This is a genomic window from Colwellia sp. MB3u-55, from assembly GCF_014076785.1.
Taxonomy (GTDB): domain Bacteria; phylum Pseudomonadota; class Gammaproteobacteria; order Enterobacterales; family Alteromonadaceae; genus Colwellia_A.
This window is the reverse complement of the sequence record NZ_JACGUS010000120.1, coordinates 19,038-38,671: the sequence shown is the minus strand read 5'-3', so window position 1 is coordinate 38,671 and position 19,634 is coordinate 19,038. Positions and strand designations below refer to the sequence as shown.

16 protein-coding genes are annotated in these 19,634 nt (G+C 36.9%); 7 read left to right on the top strand and 9 right to left on the bottom strand.

Annotated elements, in window-relative coordinates:
- Positions 1-15: 15 nt before the first annotated feature.
- From rsmG to rpmH, 8 genes are all read right to left on the bottom strand, one after another.
- On the bottom strand, positions 16-648 hold the full coding sequence (gene rsmG / locus H4J66_RS15605) for a 16S rRNA (guanine(527)-N(7))-methyltransferase RsmG (protein ID WP_182175909.1): 633 nt from the start codon (positions 646-648) through the stop codon (positions 16-18).
- Positions 649-674: 26 nt separating this feature from the next.
- Entirely contained in the window at positions 675-2,564 is a 1,890-nt protein-coding gene (gene mnmG / locus H4J66_RS15600) for a tRNA uridine-5-carboxymethylaminomethyl(34) synthesis enzyme MnmG (protein WP_182175908.1), read from the bottom strand.
- A gap of 436 nt (positions 2,565-3,000) precedes the next feature.
- Positions 3,001-3,444: an FMN-binding protein MioC gene (mioC, locus tag H4J66_RS15595; RefSeq protein ID WP_182175907.1), complete on the bottom strand. Its 444-nt coding sequence runs from the start codon at positions 3,442-3,444 to the stop codon at positions 3,001-3,003.
- A 39-nt stretch (positions 3,445-3,483) separates the two neighbouring features.
- Positions 3,484-4,860, bottom strand: coding sequence for a tRNA uridine-5-carboxymethylaminomethyl(34) synthesis GTPase MnmE (mnmE, locus tag H4J66_RS15590; RefSeq protein ID WP_070375300.1), 1,377 nt, complete (start codon positions 4,858-4,860; stop codon positions 3,484-3,486).
- A gap of 101 nt (positions 4,861-4,961) precedes the next feature.
- A complete protein-coding gene (yidC, locus tag H4J66_RS15585) occupies positions 4,962-6,596 on the bottom strand; it encodes a membrane protein insertase YidC (RefSeq protein ID WP_182175906.1) in 1,635 nt (544 codons plus the stop codon).
- Positions 6,597-6,602: 6 nt separating this feature from the next.
- Positions 6,603-6,851, bottom strand: a complete 249-nt coding sequence (gene yidD / locus H4J66_RS15580; protein ID WP_182175905.1) for a membrane protein insertion efficiency factor YidD — start codon at positions 6,849-6,851, stop codon at positions 6,603-6,605.
- Positions 6,818-7,174 (bottom strand): ribonuclease P protein component, encoded by a 357-nt coding sequence (gene rnpA / locus H4J66_RS15575; protein ID WP_070375297.1) that lies wholly within the window; start codon positions 7,172-7,174, stop codon positions 6,818-6,820. The genes yidD and rnpA overlap by 34 nt, the downstream gene beginning before the upstream one ends.
- 40 nt (positions 7,175-7,214) lie before the next feature.
- Positions 7,215-7,349 carry a 50S ribosomal protein L34 gene (gene rpmH / locus H4J66_RS15570; RefSeq protein ID WP_070375296.1) on the bottom strand — a complete coding sequence of 45 codons (135 nt, stop codon included), beginning with the start codon at positions 7,347-7,349 and terminating at the stop codon, positions 7,215-7,217.
- Positions 7,350-7,824: 475 nt separating this feature from the next.
- On the opposite strand from rpmH, the gene dnaA reads away from it, so the two are divergent.
- From dnaA to glyS, 6 genes are all read left to right on the top strand, one after another.
- Entirely contained in the window at positions 7,825-9,180 is a 1,356-nt protein-coding gene (gene dnaA / locus H4J66_RS15565; protein WP_070375295.1) for a chromosomal replication initiator protein DnaA, read from the top strand.
- A 42-nt stretch (positions 9,181-9,222) separates the two neighbouring features.
- A complete protein-coding gene (gene dnaN / locus H4J66_RS15560; RefSeq protein ID WP_070375294.1) occupies positions 9,223-10,326 on the top strand; it encodes a DNA polymerase III subunit beta in 1,104 nt (367 codons plus the stop codon).
- Positions 10,326-11,414, top strand: a complete 1,089-nt coding sequence (recF, locus tag H4J66_RS15555) for a DNA replication/repair protein RecF (RefSeq protein WP_182175904.1) — start codon at positions 10,326-10,328, stop codon at positions 11,412-11,414. Before dnaN ends, recF begins: the two co-directional genes overlap by 1 nt.
- Before the next feature lie 10 nt (positions 11,415-11,424).
- Positions 11,425-13,869, top strand: coding sequence for a DNA topoisomerase (ATP-hydrolyzing) subunit B (gyrB, locus tag H4J66_RS15550; RefSeq protein ID WP_182175903.1), 2,445 nt, complete (start codon positions 11,425-11,427; stop codon positions 13,867-13,869).
- A gap of 211 nt (positions 13,870-14,080) precedes the next feature.
- Positions 14,081-15,004, top strand: coding sequence for a glycine--tRNA ligase subunit alpha (gene glyQ, locus H4J66_RS15545; RefSeq protein ID WP_070375291.1), 924 nt, complete (start codon positions 14,081-14,083; stop codon positions 15,002-15,004).
- Positions 15,004-17,070 (top strand): glycine--tRNA ligase subunit beta, encoded by a 2,067-nt coding sequence (gene glyS / locus H4J66_RS15540; protein WP_182175902.1) that lies wholly within the window; start codon positions 15,004-15,006, stop codon positions 17,068-17,070. Before glyQ ends, glyS begins: the two co-directional genes overlap by 1 nt.
- A 60-nt stretch (positions 17,071-17,130) precedes the next feature.
- On the opposite strand, the gene tusA is transcribed toward glyS, so the two are convergent.
- On the bottom strand, positions 17,131-17,391 hold the full coding sequence (tusA, locus tag H4J66_RS15535; RefSeq protein ID WP_182175901.1) for a sulfurtransferase TusA: 261 nt from the start codon (positions 17,389-17,391) through the stop codon (positions 17,131-17,133).
- Between the two features lie 320 nt (positions 17,392-17,711).
- Between tusA and H4J66_RS15530 the strand changes: the two genes are divergently transcribed.
- Positions 17,712-19,631 (top strand): transglycosylase SLT domain-containing protein, encoded by a 1,920-nt coding sequence (locus H4J66_RS15530; protein ID WP_182175900.1) that lies wholly within the window; start codon positions 17,712-17,714, stop codon positions 19,629-19,631.
- Positions 19,632-19,634: the final 3 nt, after the last annotated feature.

Genomic DNA, 19,634 nt, shown 5'->3' with positions numbered 1-19,634 from the left:
CTCGAAAGTATTTTATTATATTATTATTTTTTTTAGTTTAATAACATGGCGTTCGCCTTGTAAATTAGGCACGATTATTTCGCTACTGTCTACAAACTTTATATGTTCTGGTAATTGTTCTATTTCTTCGCGGGGAAATTGACCTTTTAGTGCATAAAATCGCCCCGTTTCATCCGCAATGAGATGTTGACACCAATTGACCATATCTTCAAGTGATGCAAATGCTCGACTTAACACACCATCAAAGAGTTCATCAGGTTGATATTTTTCAACCCTTGATAACACAGGTGTGACATTTTTGAGTTTTAGTTGAAAAACCACTTGTCGTAAGAAAGTGATTCTTTTGCCTAAACTGTCCAATAAAACAAAATTTCTTTCAGGGTATAAAATAGCTAGCGGTATACCTGGTAAACCAGGTCCTGTGCCTACATCAATAAATGATTGACCTTTTAACTCTTTGCCTACCATTAGGCTATCCATTATATGTTTAACCAACATATCACTGGTATTACGGACAGATGTTAGGTTATAAGCCTTATTCCATTTATTTAACAATTCAACATATTGAATTAATAAATCTATTTGTGCTTCATCGAGTGTTAATTCGCTTTTATCAATCAGTAATGTTAGTTCAGTTTTAAGTGTCATTTTTTTTCGCGTTTTAATAATTTTAATTAGGCAATCTTACGTAACAAACCATGCTTTTTAAGATAAACCAATAATAACGATATGGCTGCTGGTGTAATACCGGATATACGTGATGCTTTACCAATCGTTTCAGGTCGAGAGTCACTTAATTTTGCCACAACTTCATTTGATAAACCCGATATTTGGGTGAAATCAAAATCTAGTGGGATCAGTGTATTTTCGTGTCGTTTCTTTTTTGATATTTCATCAAGTTGTCTATCAATATAACCTGCATATTTAATTTGAATTTCAACTTGCTCTGCAGCTTGTTTATTAGTAATTGCCGGTCCTAAACCTTCTATTTTCATTAAATCATCGTAACGAACTTCAGGGCGTCTGATCAGATCTTCTAAACTATTTTCTCGACTGATATCAGCTTTAAGTAGCTCATTGATTTGCTCTACGCCAGAGTGATCTTTTTGGATCCAGGTTGTTTTTAAGCGCTGACGTTCTAATTCAACCATCTCTATTTTTTCGTTAAAGGCTTTCCAGCGAGCTTCATCAACTAAGCCCAGTTTATAACCTTTTTCAGTTAATCTGATATCAGCGTTATCTTCGCGTAACAATAATCGGTATTCAGCACGTGAAGTAAACATACGGTAAGGTTCTTTAGTGCCTAGCGTCGCTAAGTCGTCAACCAATACACCCATGTAAGCTTCATCGCGGCCTAAAATAAGTTCTTCTTTTCCTTGTACTCGAGCTGCAGCATTTGTCGCCGCTAATAGCCCTTGAGCTCCAGCTTCTTCATAACCTGTAGTACCGTTAATTTGTCCAGCAAAATATAAATTTTCAACAAATTTACTTTCAAGGGTTTGTTTCAAATCACGAGGATCAAAGTAATCATATTCAATAGCGTAGCCCGGTCGAGTGATATGAGCGTCTTCAAAACCTTTGATTGAACGTACTAATGCCATTTGAACATCGAAAGGCAAACTTGTTGATATACCGTTAGGATATATTTCATGGGTTGTTAACCCTTCAGGTTCAACAAATATTTGATGCGAATCTTTATCTGCAAAGCGAGTTATTTTATCTTCTATTGAAGGACAATATCTTGGTCCAACGCCTTCAATAACGCCAGTGTACATTGGCGATCTATCGAGACCATTTCTAATAATATCATGGGTATTACTGTTGGTATGGGTAATGTAACAAGGTACTTGAGCTGGATGATCATCTCTTGATCCCATAAATGAAAATACTGGTCGAGGATCATCGCCTGGTTGTTTCTCCATTTTAGAAAAATCTAAGCTGCGTGCATCTAATCGAGGTGGAGTCCCTGTTTTTAAACGATCCATTCGAAATGGCATATCACGTAGGTTTTTTGCTAAATTTACACTTGCAGGATCTCCTGCTCGGCCACCTTGATAATTATTTAAACCGATATGAATTTGTCCAGCTAAAAATGTGCCAACGGTTAAAACAACGGATTTCGCCTTAAATTTCAATCCCATTTGTGTAGATACACCAACAATTCTATTATTTTCTAGAATTAGATCGTCACAAGGTTGTTGAAAAATAGTAAGATTTTCTTGATTTTCTAAATGATTTCTAACATACGAACGATATAAAATTCGATCAGCCTGTGCTCGTGTAGCACGAACGGCAGGGCCTTTACTGGCATTTAATGTTCTAAATTGAATCGCAGCATGGTCTGTAGCCGTTGCCATTAATCCGCCTAAGGCATCAATTTCTTTTACAAGATGTCCTTTGCCAATTCCACCGATGGCTGGATTACATGACATTTGACCCAAAGTGTCGATGTTATGCGTTAACAATAATGTTTTACAACCCATACGTGCTGCTGCAAGACATGCTTCAGTTCCGGCATGACCACCACCCACTACGATTACGTCATAAGATTCTTGGTACCACATAAATTTCAGGCCTTGATTAATCGTTAAAAAATATTTTATGAATAATTTGTTATTCAAAAATTAGGGAACGTATTTTAGCGCTTTTTTGCGATGAGGGGAATGATCAAATGATTAAAAAGATCTGAGTGTGATCCTTCTTATAATATATAAGATCTTTAAAGAGATCTTATTACTATTACTTATTAGTAAAGCCATTTTCTGTTGATAAGTCCTTTTTCCTTATAGATAACAGTTCATTAGTACGATCATAACACTGTGATCAAACTTTGATCAAAGGGTTTTAAACCTATGATCAAAATGGCTAGTTATCCACAAGCTAAATAAATTAGAATTCTATACACTGAATAATAATAAGAAATTAATAGCTTTTACCCAGACTTATCCACAGATGGTTATTGTAGGGGACAGTTTTGTTGATAACTTATGAGTAAGATCTTTATAAAAGATCTTTATTATTTTCCAACCATCGTTGAGCAAGATCCTCTGGATCTATTTCCTCACTCATATCTAAGGTTTTTATCTCGACTATTTCTTTGCAACCCCTTGATAAAAATAACTTTTGAAAATCTTTAGCGGCTTTACAAAAGGTATCATAATTTGAATCACCCAAACCTATGATCATAAATTTAACTGGGGATAGATCTACAGTGCTATTTTTAAGATCTTCAACAAATTTTTGAATGTTGTCAGGAAAGTCTCCAGCACCATGTGTCGATGTACAAATTAGCCAAGTTTGATTATCGGCTATTATTTGTTCAAATTCGGGCTGCAAGTGCAGAGTTGTTTGGTGATTTAGTGCCAATAATGTCTCTTCACAGGCCTCAGCAACATACTCAGATCCACCTAACATACTGCCAACAATGATTTGAAATGAGCTCATTTGGTTCCTTTTTTCTTAAGTTTTAAGTGGTATTTAGCGTTATTTTCCAATACAAAAAGACGAAAATATTTCTGTTAGTAGGTCGTCATTGGTAAATTCACCGGTTATTTTATTGAGTTCTATCTGACATAAACGTAGCTCTTCAGCGAGAATTTCTCCTGCGACATAAGATTCAAGCTGTTCTAAACCGATAATTAAATGATGGTGAGCTTGTTCTAATGCGGCTAAATGTCGTCTCCTTGCCATAAATCCTCCTTCAGTACTGCCTTGATAGCCCATAATACTTTTTAAATGGTCTTTGAGCTCTGCTATGCCATCACCATTTTTTGCCGATAAAGTTACCGTAGGAATGTCATTAGTCGCTGATAAGCCGGTCGCTATACCCTTTATATCTGCTTTGTTTTTAATAATGCTTAAACCAATATTTTTGGGAAGTTTGGCAAAAAATTCTGGCCATAATTTCTGCGGATCATCATTATTATCATCACAAGCATCGACCATAAGAAGCACTCTATCGGCTTGATTTATTTCCTGCCAAGCGCGCTCAATACCAATTTGTTCTACTTGATCGTTACTTTCACGTAGGCCGGCCGTATCAATAATATGCAGTGGCATACCATCGATGTGTATCTGCTCTGTAAGGACGTCTCGCGTAGTTCCTGCTATATCTGTGACAATAGCCGCTTCACGTCCGCTTAATGCATTTAACAAGCTTGATTTACCGGCATTAGGTCGTCCCGCGATAACTACGCGCATTCCTTCACGAATAATACTGCCTTGATGGGCTTGGCTTTGAACCTTTTCTACCTGACTTATGATTTTTTTCAGATCGCCAACAACTTTTTCATCAGCAAGAAAGTCTATTTCTTCTTCTGGAAAATCAATTGCGGCTTCAACATACATTCTTAAATGAATAGTACTTTCGACAAGTTGATTAACAAGCTTAGAAAAATCACCCTGTAGTGAATGTAATGCACAACGAGCTGCTTGCTCTGAACTCGAGTTGATTAAATCAGCGATGGCCTCAGCTTGTGTTAAATCTAGTTTGTCATTAATGAATGCCTGCTCACTAAATTCACCAGGTTTTGCCATACGTACTTTAGGTAGTGCTAAAATTTCTTTTAACAGCATATCTAAAATAACGGGTCCACCATGTCCTTGCAATTCAAGGACATCTTCACCAGTAAACGAGTGGGGCGCTTTAAAATATAAGGCAATGCCTTGATCGAGCGTTTGCTGGTTAGCATCGTTAAAGGGTAAATACTCAGCTTTTCTAATTTCAGGTATCTTGCCTAAAATAGCCTGTGCAACACTCTTAACTTCAGGTCCAGATATTCTGATAATACCCACTCCACCTCTACCAGGTGCAGTAGCTTGTGCGGCAATGGTTTCTTTTTGATATAAAATTTCGGTCATAATCATTTCCTAGATAATAGCTCAGCTATTATAAACATTTTTTACTGGAAATAAAAAAGGCGACCTAATAGGCCGCCTTTAATAATTTTACGCTGTAGAAATTAATCTTTAGCTTTGGCTAGTTTAGCTTTTTCAATACCACTGAAAATAATTTTCATTTGAGCAATTGAAATCATGTTACTGACAAACCAGTAAAGTACTAAACCTGATGGGAACCAAGCCATAAATACAGAGAATGCCACTGGCATGTATTGCATTATTTTCTGTTGCATCGGATCTTGTATCGTCATAGGTTGCATTTTTTGCATCACGAACATACTTACACCCATGAATACTGGCAATACAAAGTAAGGATCCATTGTTGAAAGATCCTCTATCCAGAAAAAGAACGGTGCATGTCGTAGTTCAACACTTTCTAAAAATACCCAATATAATGCCAAGAATATTGGCATTTGAATGATCATAGGTAAACAACCACCCGCTGGGTTTACTTTTTCTTTCTTGTACATTTCCATAGTAGCTTGTGACATTTTTTGACGGTCATCACCAAAGCGTTCTTTTAACTGTGCCATTTTAGGTGCAAGTTCACGCATTTTAGCCATTGAGGTGTATTGCGCTTTGGTTAACGGATACATTGCCCCTTTAACCACTAAAGTAATAACAATAATTGCAATACCCCAGTTACTTACTAACGACTGTATTTGTAACAACAACCAAAACAAAGGTTTACTGATCATCCATAAAAAACCGTAATCTATTGTTAAGCCCAAGTGAGGTGCTATTTCGTCAAGTACGTATTGATCTTTAGGTCCAACATAAAATATTGCTGAAGTGATTGATTGGTTGTTTGGTTCGATCATTATTGGCGGAGATTTAAAACCTATAACAGCTTCATTGTTTGCTGAGTAGCTAGTATATATTTGGTTGTCTGCCGTTTGGCTTGGTACCCAGGCAGAAACAAAATAATGCTCTAGCATAGCAATCCAGCCACCTGCTGTTGTTACGTTTAATTTTGCTTCTTTAATATCATCAAAATCATATTTTTCATAACGTTCTTCGGTGGTCGAATACGCAGCTCCACGATACGTAGGCATTAATGAACTGCCACTTTCTACTACCGTCGATTGTTTTAATTGTGCATACATTTGCACACTAGCCGTTGTTGTTGAAGTATTGTTCATTATGTATTCAACATTAACGCTGTAGCTTGATTTAGTAAAAGTAAAACGCTTAATGACATCTAAGCCATTCGTCGTATATTTCAAATCTACCACTAATGGATCATCGCCTTCTAACTGGTAGTTTTTGCTACTCGTTTGGTAAATAGGACGTCCGGACACTTTATCTATGCCTTGCGCGCCTATTAAACCACTTTGTGCGATGTATTTACGGCTACCGTTTTGCAAAACGGTAAAAGGAATGTCGTTTCCTTGTTCGGTATTAAATTTGACTAATTTTGCATCAATGATATCACCACCGCTAGTCGCAATCTTTACTACTAACACGTCAGTATTAATTGTAATGACTTGTTCTTTTGCTCTAGTAGGCGCTGACATCGGCATTGCTGAGCTTGATGATTCAGGAACAAAATCTCCATTGCCGGTAGCAATTTGATCAGATGTTTGAGTCATTGTTGTTTGAGCTTCTACGGATGCATTATCTTTTTGGTATTCAGTGAATAGCAAATAAGTAACAACCATAAGCGCAATAAAAAGAAAACTGCGTTGAGATTCCATAATTTATTATTTCTCTTCTTTTGATGGTGGCACGGGATCTAATCCACCCGCGTTTAATGGGTGGCATTTTAGTATACGTTTGGCTGCTAACCAACAACCTTTTATCACACCGAAGCGATTTATCGCTTCAATAGCATAAAAAGAGCAAGTTGGATGGAATCGGCAGTTATTACCCAGTAGTGGACTAAGCCAGCGCTGGTAAGCTTTTACAAGAGCTATGGCTAGCTGTTGTGCCGCTGAATTATCTTTCGCCATATTTTTTCTAATTGTTTTCTAATTTCGGCATTTTCTAACTGATCAGTACCAGACTTTACCATTACAACCATATCGATGTTAGGTAAGTCGTGCTGATTGAGTCGAAAGCTTTCTCTGATTTGACGTTTAATACGATTTCGCTGAACAGCTAATTTAACGCGTTTTTTAGCAATAGCTAAGCCTAAACGATTACGTTCATCAATATTTGGACTAACAAGAATAGTTATGTGGCTAGAGCCGAAACGAAGAGGTTTAGAAAATACAGATTGAAAGTGACCGGGAGTCAACAAGCGTGACTCCCGATTAAATTCATAATTAACCATGATGGTTAAAATATCTCTTAATTAAAGATTAAAGAAGAGATTATGCGCTAAGGCTTTTACGGCCTTTCGCACGACGACGTGAAATTACTGCACGACCGTTTTTTGTAGCCATACGTGCACGGAAACCGTGGTTGCGTTTACGCTTTAATACACTAGGTTGAAATGTTCTTTTCATTACGCTCATCCGTCTGTTGTTGTTGCCCTGGCAAACAGCCGTATTGAGCACACTGGTTCTAAAAAAAGAGGCCGAATTTTATAGTTTGTAGCAGGTGTTGTCAATGCTTATAGTAATCTATTTTAAAAAGATCCTAATAGATCTTTAGGTTAATTATTTATATCCACAGTTTTATAACATTTGATCAATTAATTTTCATAAAAATATAAGCAATTATCACTAATAGCTAAATAATATGTAAATGATATTTTAGCAGTAAATTAGTCTAAGAATACCGTTTTAATTGCTTATGTGTGATTTTTTTTATTTATTTTCTCTAAAAGGGCAACTATTTAAAAGTCAATATTGATGTTGTGGATAACTATGGTGATAATAGACACATTACAAAATACCATATTTACCGACTTTTGTTTTATCTGTCATATTAGCTAAAAGATGATTTAACAAAAGATAGCGTAATTTCAGGAGCATTTGGTTGGATCATTCACTTTGGCAGCGATGCCTTTCAGTTCTACAAGAAGAATTGCCTGCACAGCAATTTAGTATGTGGATACGTCCATTACAGTGTGTTGTTGCCGACAATATCATGACTTTATATGCACCTAATCGTTTTGTACTTGATTGGGTTCGAGATAAGTATGTAAGTCGTATAAATGAATTGGTCACTTTGCAAGAAAGTACAAATCCTCCTCTACTTAGGTTTGATGTTGGCAGTATTCCAAACCAAAGTAGCTCTCAGAATATTATTAATACTATTCCTCAACTTGTTACCTCGAATAAAAAACGAGAAGAGCCACAAAGTAACTTACCTAAAACAACTAATGTTAGAGTTAAATATACCTTTGACAATTTCGTTGAAGGTAAGTCTAACCAATTAGCACGTGCTGCCGCTTCTCAAGTTGCTGATAATCCTGGTTCTGCTTACAATCCTTTATTTATTTATGGCGGTACAGGTTTAGGTAAAACTCATTTATTACACGCTGTTGGTAATGGTATTTTACTGAATAAACCCAATGCAAAGATCGCCTACATGCACTCTGAACGTTTTGTTCAAGACATGGTGCGCGCTTTACAAAATAATGCGATGGAAAAATTTAAGCATTACTACCGTAGCGTCGATGCATTACTGATAGATGATATTCAATTCTTTGCCGGTAAAGATCGTACCCAAGAAGAATTTTTCCATACTTTTAATGCTTTGCTTGAAGGTAATCAACAAATTATTTTAACCAGCGACCGTTATCCTAAAGAAGTCGATGTTGAAGACAGACTTAAATCTCGCTTCGGTTGGGGATTAACAATAGCAATAGAACCACCTGAGCTAGAAACACGCGTCGCCATTCTTAAGCGTAAAGCTCAAGAAAGTCATATTAATTTGGCTGACGAAGTTGCGTTTTTTATAGCTAAACGTTTACGTTCTAATGTTCGTGAGTTAGAAGGGGCATTGAATCGCGTTATTGCTAATGCTAATTTTACTGGTCGGCCAATTACTATTGATTTTGTCCGCGAAGCATTACGAGATTTGCTTGCCTTACAAGACAAGTTAGTTACTATCGATAATATCCAACGAACTGTTGCAGAATATTATAAAATTAAAGTTGCCGATTTACTTTCAAAACGTAGAAATAGATCTGTTGCTAGACCTAGACAAATTGCAATGGCACTATCTAAAGAGTTAACTAATCATAGTTTACCCGAGATAGGAGATGCCTACGGTGGGCGAGATCATACGACTGTTCTCCATGCATGTCGAAAAGTTAAAGCGTTACGCGAAGAGTCGCATGACATTAAGGAAGATTATTCTAATTTAACTAGAACACTTTCGTCATAGCTTTCGTTATAATAATAAGTACATAAAAAGATAGGTAGATAAATGAAGTTTTCATTAAATAGGGAATTATTACTGAAACCACTTTTATTGGTTTCTGGTGCCGTAGAACGTAAAAGTACATTACCTATCCTTGGTAATATTCTTTTAGATATAAGTGGGCAGTCACTTACGTTAACAGCCACTGATTTAGAGCTTGAAATGGTATCTAGTACGCAAATAGATAACCAAGGCGAGGACGGAAAAATTACTATTCCCGCCCGCAAGCTTCTCGATATCTGTAAAAGTTTACCCGAAGATTCAATGTTATCTTTTGAATCGAATAATGAAGCAATCATTATCAGTACCGGTAGAAGTAAATATTCTTTAGCAACGCTACCTGCTGCTGACTTTCCTAATATAGAAGAGTGGAAAGGTGATGTTGAATTTCAAATATTTAAATCTGACTTGCTTCGATTAATAGAAAGTACTCATTTTTCTATGGCAAATCAAGATGTTAGGTACTACCTTAACGGTATGTCTATTGAGACAGAAGGCAACGAAATTCGCTCTGTAGCTACTGACGGTCACCGTTTAGCGATATGTAAAATTTCGTCTAATGAATTAACACTGCCGTCTAGACAAGTTATTGTGCCTCGCAAAGGTATCTTAGAAATTATTCGTTTACTTGACCCAGTCGAAGAAAACGTTCAAGTCTTTTTAGGCTCAAATCATATTCGCATTATTGATAGTGGCTTTTCATTTACCAGTAAATTAGTCGATGGTCGTTTTCCTGACTACCGTCGTGTTTTACCGCGTAATGGTGATAAAGTACTCAACACCAGTAAAGAAAATTTACGACAACTATTATCACGCGCTTCTATTTTATCTAATGATAAATTTAAAGGTGTTCGTCTTAACTTTTCTAAGCACGAATTAAAAATTACCGCTAATAATCCTGAACAAGAACAAGCCGAAGAAATATTAGAAATTGATTTTCCTTACGAGGAAGTTGAAATAGGTTTCAACGTAAATTATGTTCTAGATGTTCTAAACGCAATAAAAGAGCCTGAGGTTAAATTTACTTTAGCAGATGCAAATAGTAGTGTAGTTATCGAAGGTGCTGAAAGCAACGAAGCTATTTATGTTGTTATGCCAATGCGACTTTAATGAGTATAGAAAAACTTACCGCTTATGATTTTAGAAATTTAGCAGCAGATACCATTGAATTAAACGATAATATAAATTTTATTATCGGTGATAACGGCAGTGGTAAAAGCAGTTTACTTGAAGCTATTTTTTACTTGGGTCATGGTAAGTCTTTTAGAACGTCGCAAGTTGAAAATTTAGTCACTCACAATAAAAGTAAATTCATTGTTAGTGCTAAAGACGATAAAGGATTACAGTTAGGTGTTGCCAAAGATTTTGCTACCGGCTTAACAGAAATTAAAATTGCTGGAGAAAAGCATAGACAGCTTTCTCAATTAGCAATAAATATTGCGGTACAAGTTATTACACCAGAAAGCTTTAAATTATTTTTTGGTGGACCGAAACAAAGAAGACGTTTCATTGATTTAGGATTGTTTCACGTGAAACATTCATTTTCAGATTGTTGGAAAGAATTTTCAAGAATACTAAAACAAAGAAATGCTTGTTTACGTAATAGGGCTGATGTTGATACCTTAGATTATTGGAGCCAAGTATTCTGCGAGGCATCGGTAAGGGTTGCAAAATTACGTGACGAATATATTAAGGAGCTTTCTCTTGAGCTTCAACCTTGGTTAGAGTTGATGTTGCCTAGTTTAGCTGAAGGTATATCGATATCTTATAGCCAAGGTTGGAATAGTAAAAAAACATTGAGTGATGTGTTATTACAAAATAGAGAGAGAGAAAAAAAAGCAGGCTTTAGTTTATACGGGGCACAAAAGTTTGATGTGAAATTTTTAACGGGTAATGTGGTGATCGACAATCAGTTATCACGTGGCCAACAAAAGTTGTTTTTACTGGCGTTAACTTTCGCGCAAGCTAAGTTAATAGAAAAAGTTAAGCGAGTAAAACCAATTTTATTAATTGACGATGTTGGTGCGGAACTAGATTTAAATTCTAGAACCTTATTAAACAACGCGATAAATAAATTAGACTGCCAAGTTATCATCACGGCAATTGATAAAATCGCAGTAGAACCCTTGGTTCCTACTGATAATAATTATAAGATGTTTCACGTGAAACATGGACAAATCTCAGCAATAGGTAAATAGGCTATACGCTATGACAGTAGAAAATGAATACGGCTCAGACAGTATCAAAGTTCTAAAAGGACTTGATGCTGTACGTAAAAGACCAGGAATGTACATTGGTGACACGGATGATGGCAGTGGCTTGCATCATATGGTATTTGAAGTTTTAGATAATTCTATCGATGAAGCCTTAGCAGGTCATTGTACTGAAATTGTTGTTAAAATACACATAGACGGCTCTGTATCGGTTAGAGATGATGGTCGTGGTATTCCAACTGACATTCACCCTGAAGAAGGTATTTCTGCTGCTGAAGTTATCATGACAGTACTTCATGCAGGTGGTAAATTCGGTGGTGAAGACTCTGGCTATAAAGTTTCAGGTGGTCTTCATGGTGTTGGTATTTCTGTAGTAAATGCTTTAAGTAGTAAGCTAAAACTGAATATTCGCCGAGCAGGTAAATTATTTGAGCAGATATATCACGAAGGTGTTGCTGAAGCGCCTTTAGCTGAAGTTGGTGTTAGTGATAAAACCGGTACTGAAGTACGTTTTTGGCCAAGTGAAAAGACCTTCACAGATATTTTATTCCACTATGACTTATTAGTTAAACGTATCCGTGAGTTATCTTTCTTAAACTCTGGTATTTCAATTCGATTAATTGATGAACGTGAAAAAGGTAAAGAAGACCATTTTAAATTTGATGGTGGTATTCAAGCTTTCGTCGATTACCTTAATACCAATAAAACACCCGTCAATGAAGAAATATTCTATTTTGATTTAGCGCGTGAAGACGGCATTATTGTTGAAGTTGCTATGCAATGGAATGATGGTTTCCAAGAAAGTATTCATTGTTTTACTAATAATATTCCTCAACGTGATGGTGGTACTCACTTAAGCGGTTTCCGTACTGCTTTAACACGTACACTAAATAGTTACATGGTTAAAGAAGGCCTTAATAAAACAAAGAAAGGTGGTAGCACAGAAACAAGTGCTTCGGGTGATGACGCTCGTGAAGGACTAACTGCGGTAATCTCGGTTAAAGTACCTGATCCTAAGTTCTCATCGCAGACCAAAGATAAATTGGTATCTTCAGAAGTAAAAACGGCTGTTGAACAAGCGATGGGCGAAAAACTTGGTGAATACCTTTTAGAAAAACCTTCTGTTGCTCGTACTATTATCATGAAGATAGTTGATGCAGCTAGAGCGCGAGAAGCTGCTCGTAAAGCCCGTGAAATGACGCGCCGTAAAGGTGCATTAGATATTGCTGGCTTACCGGGTAAATTAGCGGATTGTCAGGAAAAAGATCCTGCTCTTTCTGAACTATATATTGTCGAAGGAGACTCTGCTGGCGGCTCTGCCAAGCAGGGGCGAAATCGTAGAAACCAAGCAATATTACCGTTGAAAGGTAAAATTCTTAACGTTGAAAAAGCACGCTTTGATAAAATGATTTCATCACAAGAAGTTGGAACATTAATCACCGCCTTAGGTTGTGGTATTGGTCGTGATGAATATAATCCAGAGAAACTTCGTTATCACAGTATCATCATTATGACCGATGCCGATGTCGATGGTTCTCACATACGTACATTATTACTAACGTTTTTCTATCGTCAAATGCCAGAAATAATGGAACGTGGTCATATCTTTATTGCTCAACCACCACTTTATAAAGTGAAAAAAGGTAAGCAAGAGCGTTACATTAAAGATGATGACGGCTTAACAGAGTACTTAACAACGTTAGCTCTAGATAGTGCCGAGATTTATGTTAATGAATCAGCACCAGCTATTTCTGGCTTAGCTTTAGAACAGTTAGTAAAACAGTATCGTAAAACGCACGACATTATTAAGCGTGTTTCACGTCAAATACCTGCTGATATATTAGAAAAAATGATCTACAGCAGAGAAATTGTTAAAACTGATTTCCATGATAAAGCGTTAGTAGAAGCATGGGTTGGTGACTTAGTCGCACAATTAGACGAACAAGATGGTAATGGTTCTATCTATTCTGCAGATATTAAGCATGACCAAGAAAGAAATATCTACTATCCAAGTTTCAACGTTCGCCAACATGGTATTGATCATATTTATGATTGTGGTTATGAATTCATTCATTCAAAAGAATTTGAAACTATTTTTGGTTTAAATACTGCTATCAATGGTCTCATTGAAGAAGGTGGTTATGTTAAACGTGGTGAAAAAATTAAAACGGTTACTACTTTTGAAGACGCACTAACATGGTTAATGGCTGAATCAAAACGTGGTCAGTATATACAACGTTATAAAGGATTGGGTGAAATGAACCCAAGCCAGTTGTGGGAAACCACCATGGATCCTGAAACTCGTCGTATGTTACAAGTTACCATTGAAGACGCTATTGCCGCGGATCTATTGTTCACTACATTAATGGGTGATCATGTTGAACCACGTAGAAACTTCATTGAAGCGAATGCGTTAAACGTAGCTAACTTAGATATTTAGTTAAGCGCGTTATTTTAAAATTATAAATGCCCGGACATCAAATCTGGGCATTTTAACATTCTGCAATACGGTAATAGCTAAAGTAAATTGATTACTGAGTAAAAACTCAAAGTTTGTTAACTTGTTACTAGGTTAATAATAATGCAATCGGTATACTTAATATCATTAGCCGTTATCGGTAAAACTCACACGAATAATGAATTGGAAAATTATGAGTACGTTCAATATAAAAACATTTCAAGGATTAATCTTTCAGTTACAAGACTACTGGTCACGTCAAGGTTGTGTCATCGTACAACCGCTTGATCTTGAAGTTGGCGCTGGTACTTTTCACCCAATGACATTTTTACGTTCTATTGGTCCTGAGCCAATGAGCAGTGCTTATGTTCAACCTTGTCGCCGTCCCACTGATGGCCGTTATGGTGAAAACCCTAATCGGTTACAACATTACTATCAATTCCAAGTCATGTTAAAACCTTCGCCGAAAAATATTCAAGAATTATACTTAAATTCTTTAAAAGAACTGGGCATTGATCCTCTAGTTCATGATATCCGCTTTGTTGAAGACAACTGGGAATCACCAACGCTAGGCGCGTGGGGACTAGGATGGGAGATTTGGTTAAACGGTATGGAAGTATCACAATTTACTTACTTCCAACAAGTAGGTGGCTTAGAGTGTACGCCAGTCACAGGTGAGATAACCTATGGCTTAGAACGCTTAGCTATGTATATTCAAAATGTGGATAGTATCTATGACTTAGTGTGGGCTGATGGTCCTATGGGTACTGTACTTTATGGTGATGTGTTTCATCAAAATGAGGTTGAGCAGTCAACGTATAATTTTGAGCATGCAGATGTCGATGCTTTGTTTAATACCTTTGATCAATGTGAAAAAGATAGCCAGAAGTTAATTGCAGCAGGTTTAGCATTACCTGCCTACGAGCAAGTTATGAAAGCCTCACACGCTTTTAACCTATTAGACGCTCGTCACGCTATTTCAGTGACCGAACGCCAACGTTATATACTTAGAGTCAGAACATTATCAAAAGCTTGTGCACAGGCTTATTACGATAAGCGTGAAGAATTAGGTTTTCCTCTTTGTAAAAATAATAATACTGCTGGTGGGAAATCATAATGAACACAGAAACACTACTAATAGAACTAGGTACTGAAGAATTACCACCGAAGTCATTAAAAAATCTTGCCGTTACATTTTACCAGCAAATAAAAGATCAATTAGATAGCGCAGGTTTAACTTACGAAGATATTCAATGGTTTGCTACACCACGTCGTTTAGCGGTAAAGGTCAGTCAGTTAGTTGAAAAACAGGCCGATAAAGAAATTGAGAAACGGGGTCCTGCCATAGATGTAGCATTTGATGCTGAAGGCAATCCTAGCAAAGCCGCGCAAGGTTGGGCACGTTCTAATGGTATTAGTGTTGAGGAAGCTCAGCGCTTAAAGACTGACAAAGGTGAATGGTTATTACATCGCGCGACACAAACAGGAAAAACCATAGCAGAGTTAATTCCTGCTATGGTCAATATTGCGGTAAGCAAACTACCTGTTCCTAAACCTATGCGTTGGGGCAGTACTCGTACTCAATTTATTCGCCCAGTCCATACCTTGACCATAATGTTTGGCGCAGAAATCATTGCCGGTGAAACTTTAGAGGTAACTTCAAGTAATGTTGTCACGGGCCATCGTTTTCATCATGAAGGTTTCGTTACTTTAGCGCATGCAAATGAATACGAAGACAAATTAACGTCTGCATTTGTTCAAGTTAATTACCAAGAGCGCCAAGCATTAATTTTGTCAGAAATTAATAAAGCCGCTCAGCAATTAGATGGTGTTGCATTAATTGACGATGAGTTATTGGAAGAAGTTACTGGTTTAGTTGAATGGCCAGTAATATTAATTGGTAGTTTTGATAAAGCCTTTTTAGATGTTCCCGCTGAACCACTTATTTATTCAATGAAAGATCACCAAAAATACTTTCCGGTAAATGACAAAAATGGTCAGTTATTAAATAAGTTTATTTTTGTAACCAACATTGAAAGCAAAGACCCTATTCAAGTGATTAAGGGCAATGAAAAAGTTATTCGTCCGCGCTTGGCAGATGCGGAGTTTTTCTTTAAAACAGATAAGAGCAAAACGTTAGCGTCACGTTTAGAAAGTCTATCATCGGTATTATTTCAGAAACAGTTAGGAACATTAAAAGAGAAATCTGAACGTATTGCTTCATTAAGCGCAGTTATCGCCGGACAAATAGGCGAGAACACGGAACAAGCAAAACGAGCAGGTTTACTCAGCAAAACTGATTTGATGTCTGATATGGTTTTAGAGTTTCCTCAAGTACAAGGTACTATGGGTAAATATTATGCTGAGAATGATGGCGAAGCACCTGAAGTTGCTCAAGCCTTAGAAGATCAATATAGACCTCGATATGCGGGTGATGCCTTACCTGAAGGTAATATTGGTTGTGCAGTCGCTATAGCTGATAAAATTGACAGCTTAGTGGGCATTTTTGGTATTAACCAAGCTCCTAAAGGTGATAAAGACCCTTTTGCCTTACGTCGCGCGGCAATTGGTTTGATCCGAATTATCATAGAGAAAAAATTACCATTAGATATCAATACTTTAATTAAAGAAAGTGTTGGTTTATATGGTGATAAACTTTCAAATGAAAACGTTAATGTTCAAGTTGTTGATTTTGTGTTGGGTAGATTCAGAGCCTATTACCAAGAGCAAGGTATATCAGTTGACGTTATTCAAGCGGTATTAGCCAATGCGCCAACTGAACCTTTAGACTTTGAAAAACGTATTAAAGCGGTAAGTCACTTTAAATCATTGGAACAAGCCGCAACACTAGCTGCCGCTAATAAACGTGTTGGTAATATTTTAGCTAAATTTAGTGGTGAACTTTACCCAACGTTTAAAGCTGACTTAGCCACTGAAACACAAGAAAAAGCGTTAGCTGAAGCATTTAATGAAGTGAAAGCTACGATTGCACCAATGATGTTGGCAAAAGATTACCAGGCGGCATTAACAGAGCTTGCTTGTTTAAAAGCACCGATAGACAACTTTTTTGATAATGTTATGGTGATGGCTGACGATGAAGCGATAAAAACTAATCGTTTAACGCTATTAAATGAAATTAGGAATAGTTTCTTTGCCATTGCTGATGTTGCACTTTTACAATAGCTAAGTGGTAGTCGTATAGACACTGACTTATTAGTGCTAAAGAGTTAAAAAGGGAAAGTGTTAAGCTTTCCCTTTTTTGATCAAATAAAGGAAAGGTTTTTCATGAGTTTGTTGTGCGATAAGTTCATGATCCATGAAACGACAAAAACTGGGTATATCTCTAGTTGTTGAAGGGTCGTCTGCCGTTATTAATAAAGTCTCTTGGACGGAAATTTTTCGAATCGATTTCCTTACCATCATGACGGGCTCAGGGCAACGTAACCCAACAGCATCTAAAAAGTGATCGGGATTTTTGAAAACATCTTCAGGGTTATTATTCATGGTGATATACAAAGGAGATAATTAATAAGGCAATTTTAGCAAAAAAAATGAAAGCAGGGTATCAAGACTAAATTTAATTTATAAAAACTAAATTATCATTACCTTGTAACGACTTTAAAAGCTAATTTATTGATGATAAGTATCAAGCATTACAGAATGCTAATTTCACTTGCTTTGTTGGGCTATGCATGAAAAATTAAGGGTAACTGCTAACTAGTCTGTTAAGGGTAGAGTTACAGATGTAAACAGAAATATTTTTAGGTAGAACGGGTCAATTAATGGCCAAGGGAAGTAAATTTTCTTATAATTAAGGTAACGCTATGTTTCGTTTAACATCGTCAGTGTTAATAATATTCTCACTTTTCCTCTCAAGTACAATTAGTGCAACAACATCAATTAGTCAAACCAGTATTCGTGGTGCATTTCAAGAAGCGGAAAAGTACGTCTGGCAACCCAATTCATTGCATTATCAAACCTTATATCAGCAGCTACACTATTACCCATTGCAGCCTTACTTAGATCAGCAACGATTAATGTATGGCATGAATATGTCATATACAGGTGAAATTAGTCAGTTTCTTGAAACATATCGCGGATCACCACTCGACTGGCCGCTGCGTAAAAAATGGCTGAACTATTTAGCTAAACGAGACAAGGCATTATTATTTCAGGACTTCTTTAAGCCGACCTCTGATGTGGAATTAACCTGTCAGTATTATCGTTATCAATTACAATCAGGCGTGGCGGAGTCAAAAATTTTATCTAAAGTCACTAAGCTCTGGGTGGTAGGAAAGTCTCAGCCGAAAGTGTGTGATCCACTTTTTACGCTTTGGCAAAAAGCAGGTTATAGAACCGATGAACGTATATGGCAACGTATAGCTCTGGCTGCAGATGGCGGCAAACACACCTTAATCCATTATTTGACTCAATTACTACCAAAAAAAGATCAGTATTTAGGCAGCTTATGGCATAAAGTGCGACGTGATCCTGCTTACATTAGCAATATGAAACGCTTTCCACAGAAATCCGTTAAAGAAGCCTCTATTGCCGCTTATGGTTTAAAACGTTTAATTTGGCGTGACTCTGAAAAAGCGTTAAAGACATATAGTAAGGCTATCGAAGTATTACCTTTTTCAGAAGCACAACAACAGCAAATTGTTTTAAAATTCGCTATTGCGTTAGCCAGTAAAGATCATAAAAGCTCAGCGATATGGCTAGCTAAAGTGGATGAGAAACTGCAGTCGACAAACATTGTGCAATGGAGAATGGCAGATCTACTTAGAGATCAGGATTGGCCAGCAATTAAAGCTGATTTAAGGGCACTACCTGAAAAATTACACCAGAAAAATCAATGGCGTTACTGGTATGGACGTAGCTTACTTGAAACAGGAGAAAAAGCACTAGGGCATGAGGTGTTAAGTGAACTAGCGAATAAACGTCATTACTATGGGTTCCTTGCTGCAAGTGCAATAAAGCAAAGTGTTAACCTACAAAATTATCCATTAGCGATTACTAGTGCTGAAAAAGTCGCTTTATTAAAAAACCCAGCAGCAAAGCGGGCTTTTGAATTTTTCCATATTGGACGTTTTCATCAAGCTCGGCTTGAGTGGAATTATTGGTTGTCGCGGTTAAGTGATCGAGAAAAACTGGTCGCATCAAGAATAGCCTATGAGGCACAATGGTATGATCGTGCCATTTTTACCTTATCTAAAGTGGGGTATTTGAATGATGTTGATTTACGTTTTCCATTAGCATTTGCTGATGAAATAACGCATTCATCGGGAATTTACAAAATAAATCCTGCCTGGGCATTTGCAATAGCGCGCAGAGAGAGCTCATTTATGGCCGATGCTAACTCACCCGCAGGCGCAAAGGGGTTAATGCAAGTTATGCCCGCAACAGCTAAACATTTACAGAAGCGTAAAGTGACTAACAAGCGTTTAATGAATGCGAAAGACAATATAAAACTAGGTACAAAGTATTTAAAACGTTTACTTGACCGACATGATGGTAATCAAGTGCTTGCTACAGCGGCTTATAATGCCGGTCCGTATCGTGTTCGGAGTTGGTTAAAAGGCTTGGAGCCTATGCCTGCAGATATTTGGATAGAGACGATTCCTTATAAAGAAACACGTGAGTATGTGAAAAGTGTTATGGCGTATCAAGAAATATATCAAATAAAAGTAGGGCAGGATGTATCACTCTTTGATCAGATATTCTCGATGAGTATTGCTCAGTAAATT

Bases quoted from the DNA above. Each gene is read 5' to 3' on its own strand.
- rsmG (WP_182175909.1), bottom strand. From the start codon at position 648: ATGACACTTAAAACTGAACTAACATTACTGATTGATAAAAGCGAATTA.
- mnmG (WP_182175908.1), bottom strand. From the start codon at position 2,564: ATGTGGTACCAAGAATCTTATGACGTAATCGTAGTGGGTGGTGGTCAT.
- mioC (WP_182175907.1), bottom strand. From the start codon at position 3,444: ATGAGCTCATTTCAAATCATTGTTGGCAGTATGTTAGGTGGATCTGAG.
- mnmE (WP_070375300.1), bottom strand. From the start codon at position 4,860: ATGACCGAAATTTTATATCAAAAAGAAACCATTGCCGCACAAGCTACT.
- yidC (WP_182175906.1), bottom strand. From the start codon at position 6,596: ATGGAATCTCAACGCAGTTTTCTTTTTATTGCGCTTATGGTTGTTACT.
- yidD (WP_182175905.1), bottom strand. From the start codon at position 6,851: ATGGCGAAAGATAATTCAGCGGCACAACAGCTAGCCATAGCTCTTGTA.
- rnpA (WP_070375297.1), bottom strand. From the start codon at position 7,174: ATGGTTAATTATGAATTTAATCGGGAGTCACGCTTGTTGACTCCCGGT.
- rpmH (WP_070375296.1), bottom strand. From the start codon at position 7,349: ATGAAAAGAACATTTCAACCTAGTGTATTAAAGCGTAAACGCAACCAC.
- dnaN (WP_070375294.1), top strand. From the start codon at position 9,223: ATGAAGTTTTCATTAAATAGGGAATTATTACTGAAACCACTTTTATTG.
- recF (WP_182175904.1), top strand. From the start codon at position 10,326: ATGAGTATAGAAAAACTTACCGCTTATGATTTTAGAAATTTAGCAGCA.
- gyrB (WP_182175903.1), top strand. From the start codon at position 11,425: ATGACAGTAGAAAATGAATACGGCTCAGACAGTATCAAAGTTCTAAAA.
- glyQ (WP_070375291.1), top strand. From the start codon at position 14,081: ATGAGTACGTTCAATATAAAAACATTTCAAGGATTAATCTTTCAGTTA.
- glyS (WP_182175902.1), top strand. From the start codon at position 15,004: ATGAACACAGAAACACTACTAATAGAACTAGGTACTGAAGAATTACCA.
- tusA (WP_182175901.1), bottom strand. From the start codon at position 17,391: ATGAATAATAACCCTGAAGATGTTTTCAAAAATCCCGATCACTTTTTA.
- H4J66_RS15530 (WP_182175900.1), top strand. From the start codon at position 17,712: ATGTTTCGTTTAACATCGTCAGTGTTAATAATATTCTCACTTTTCCTC.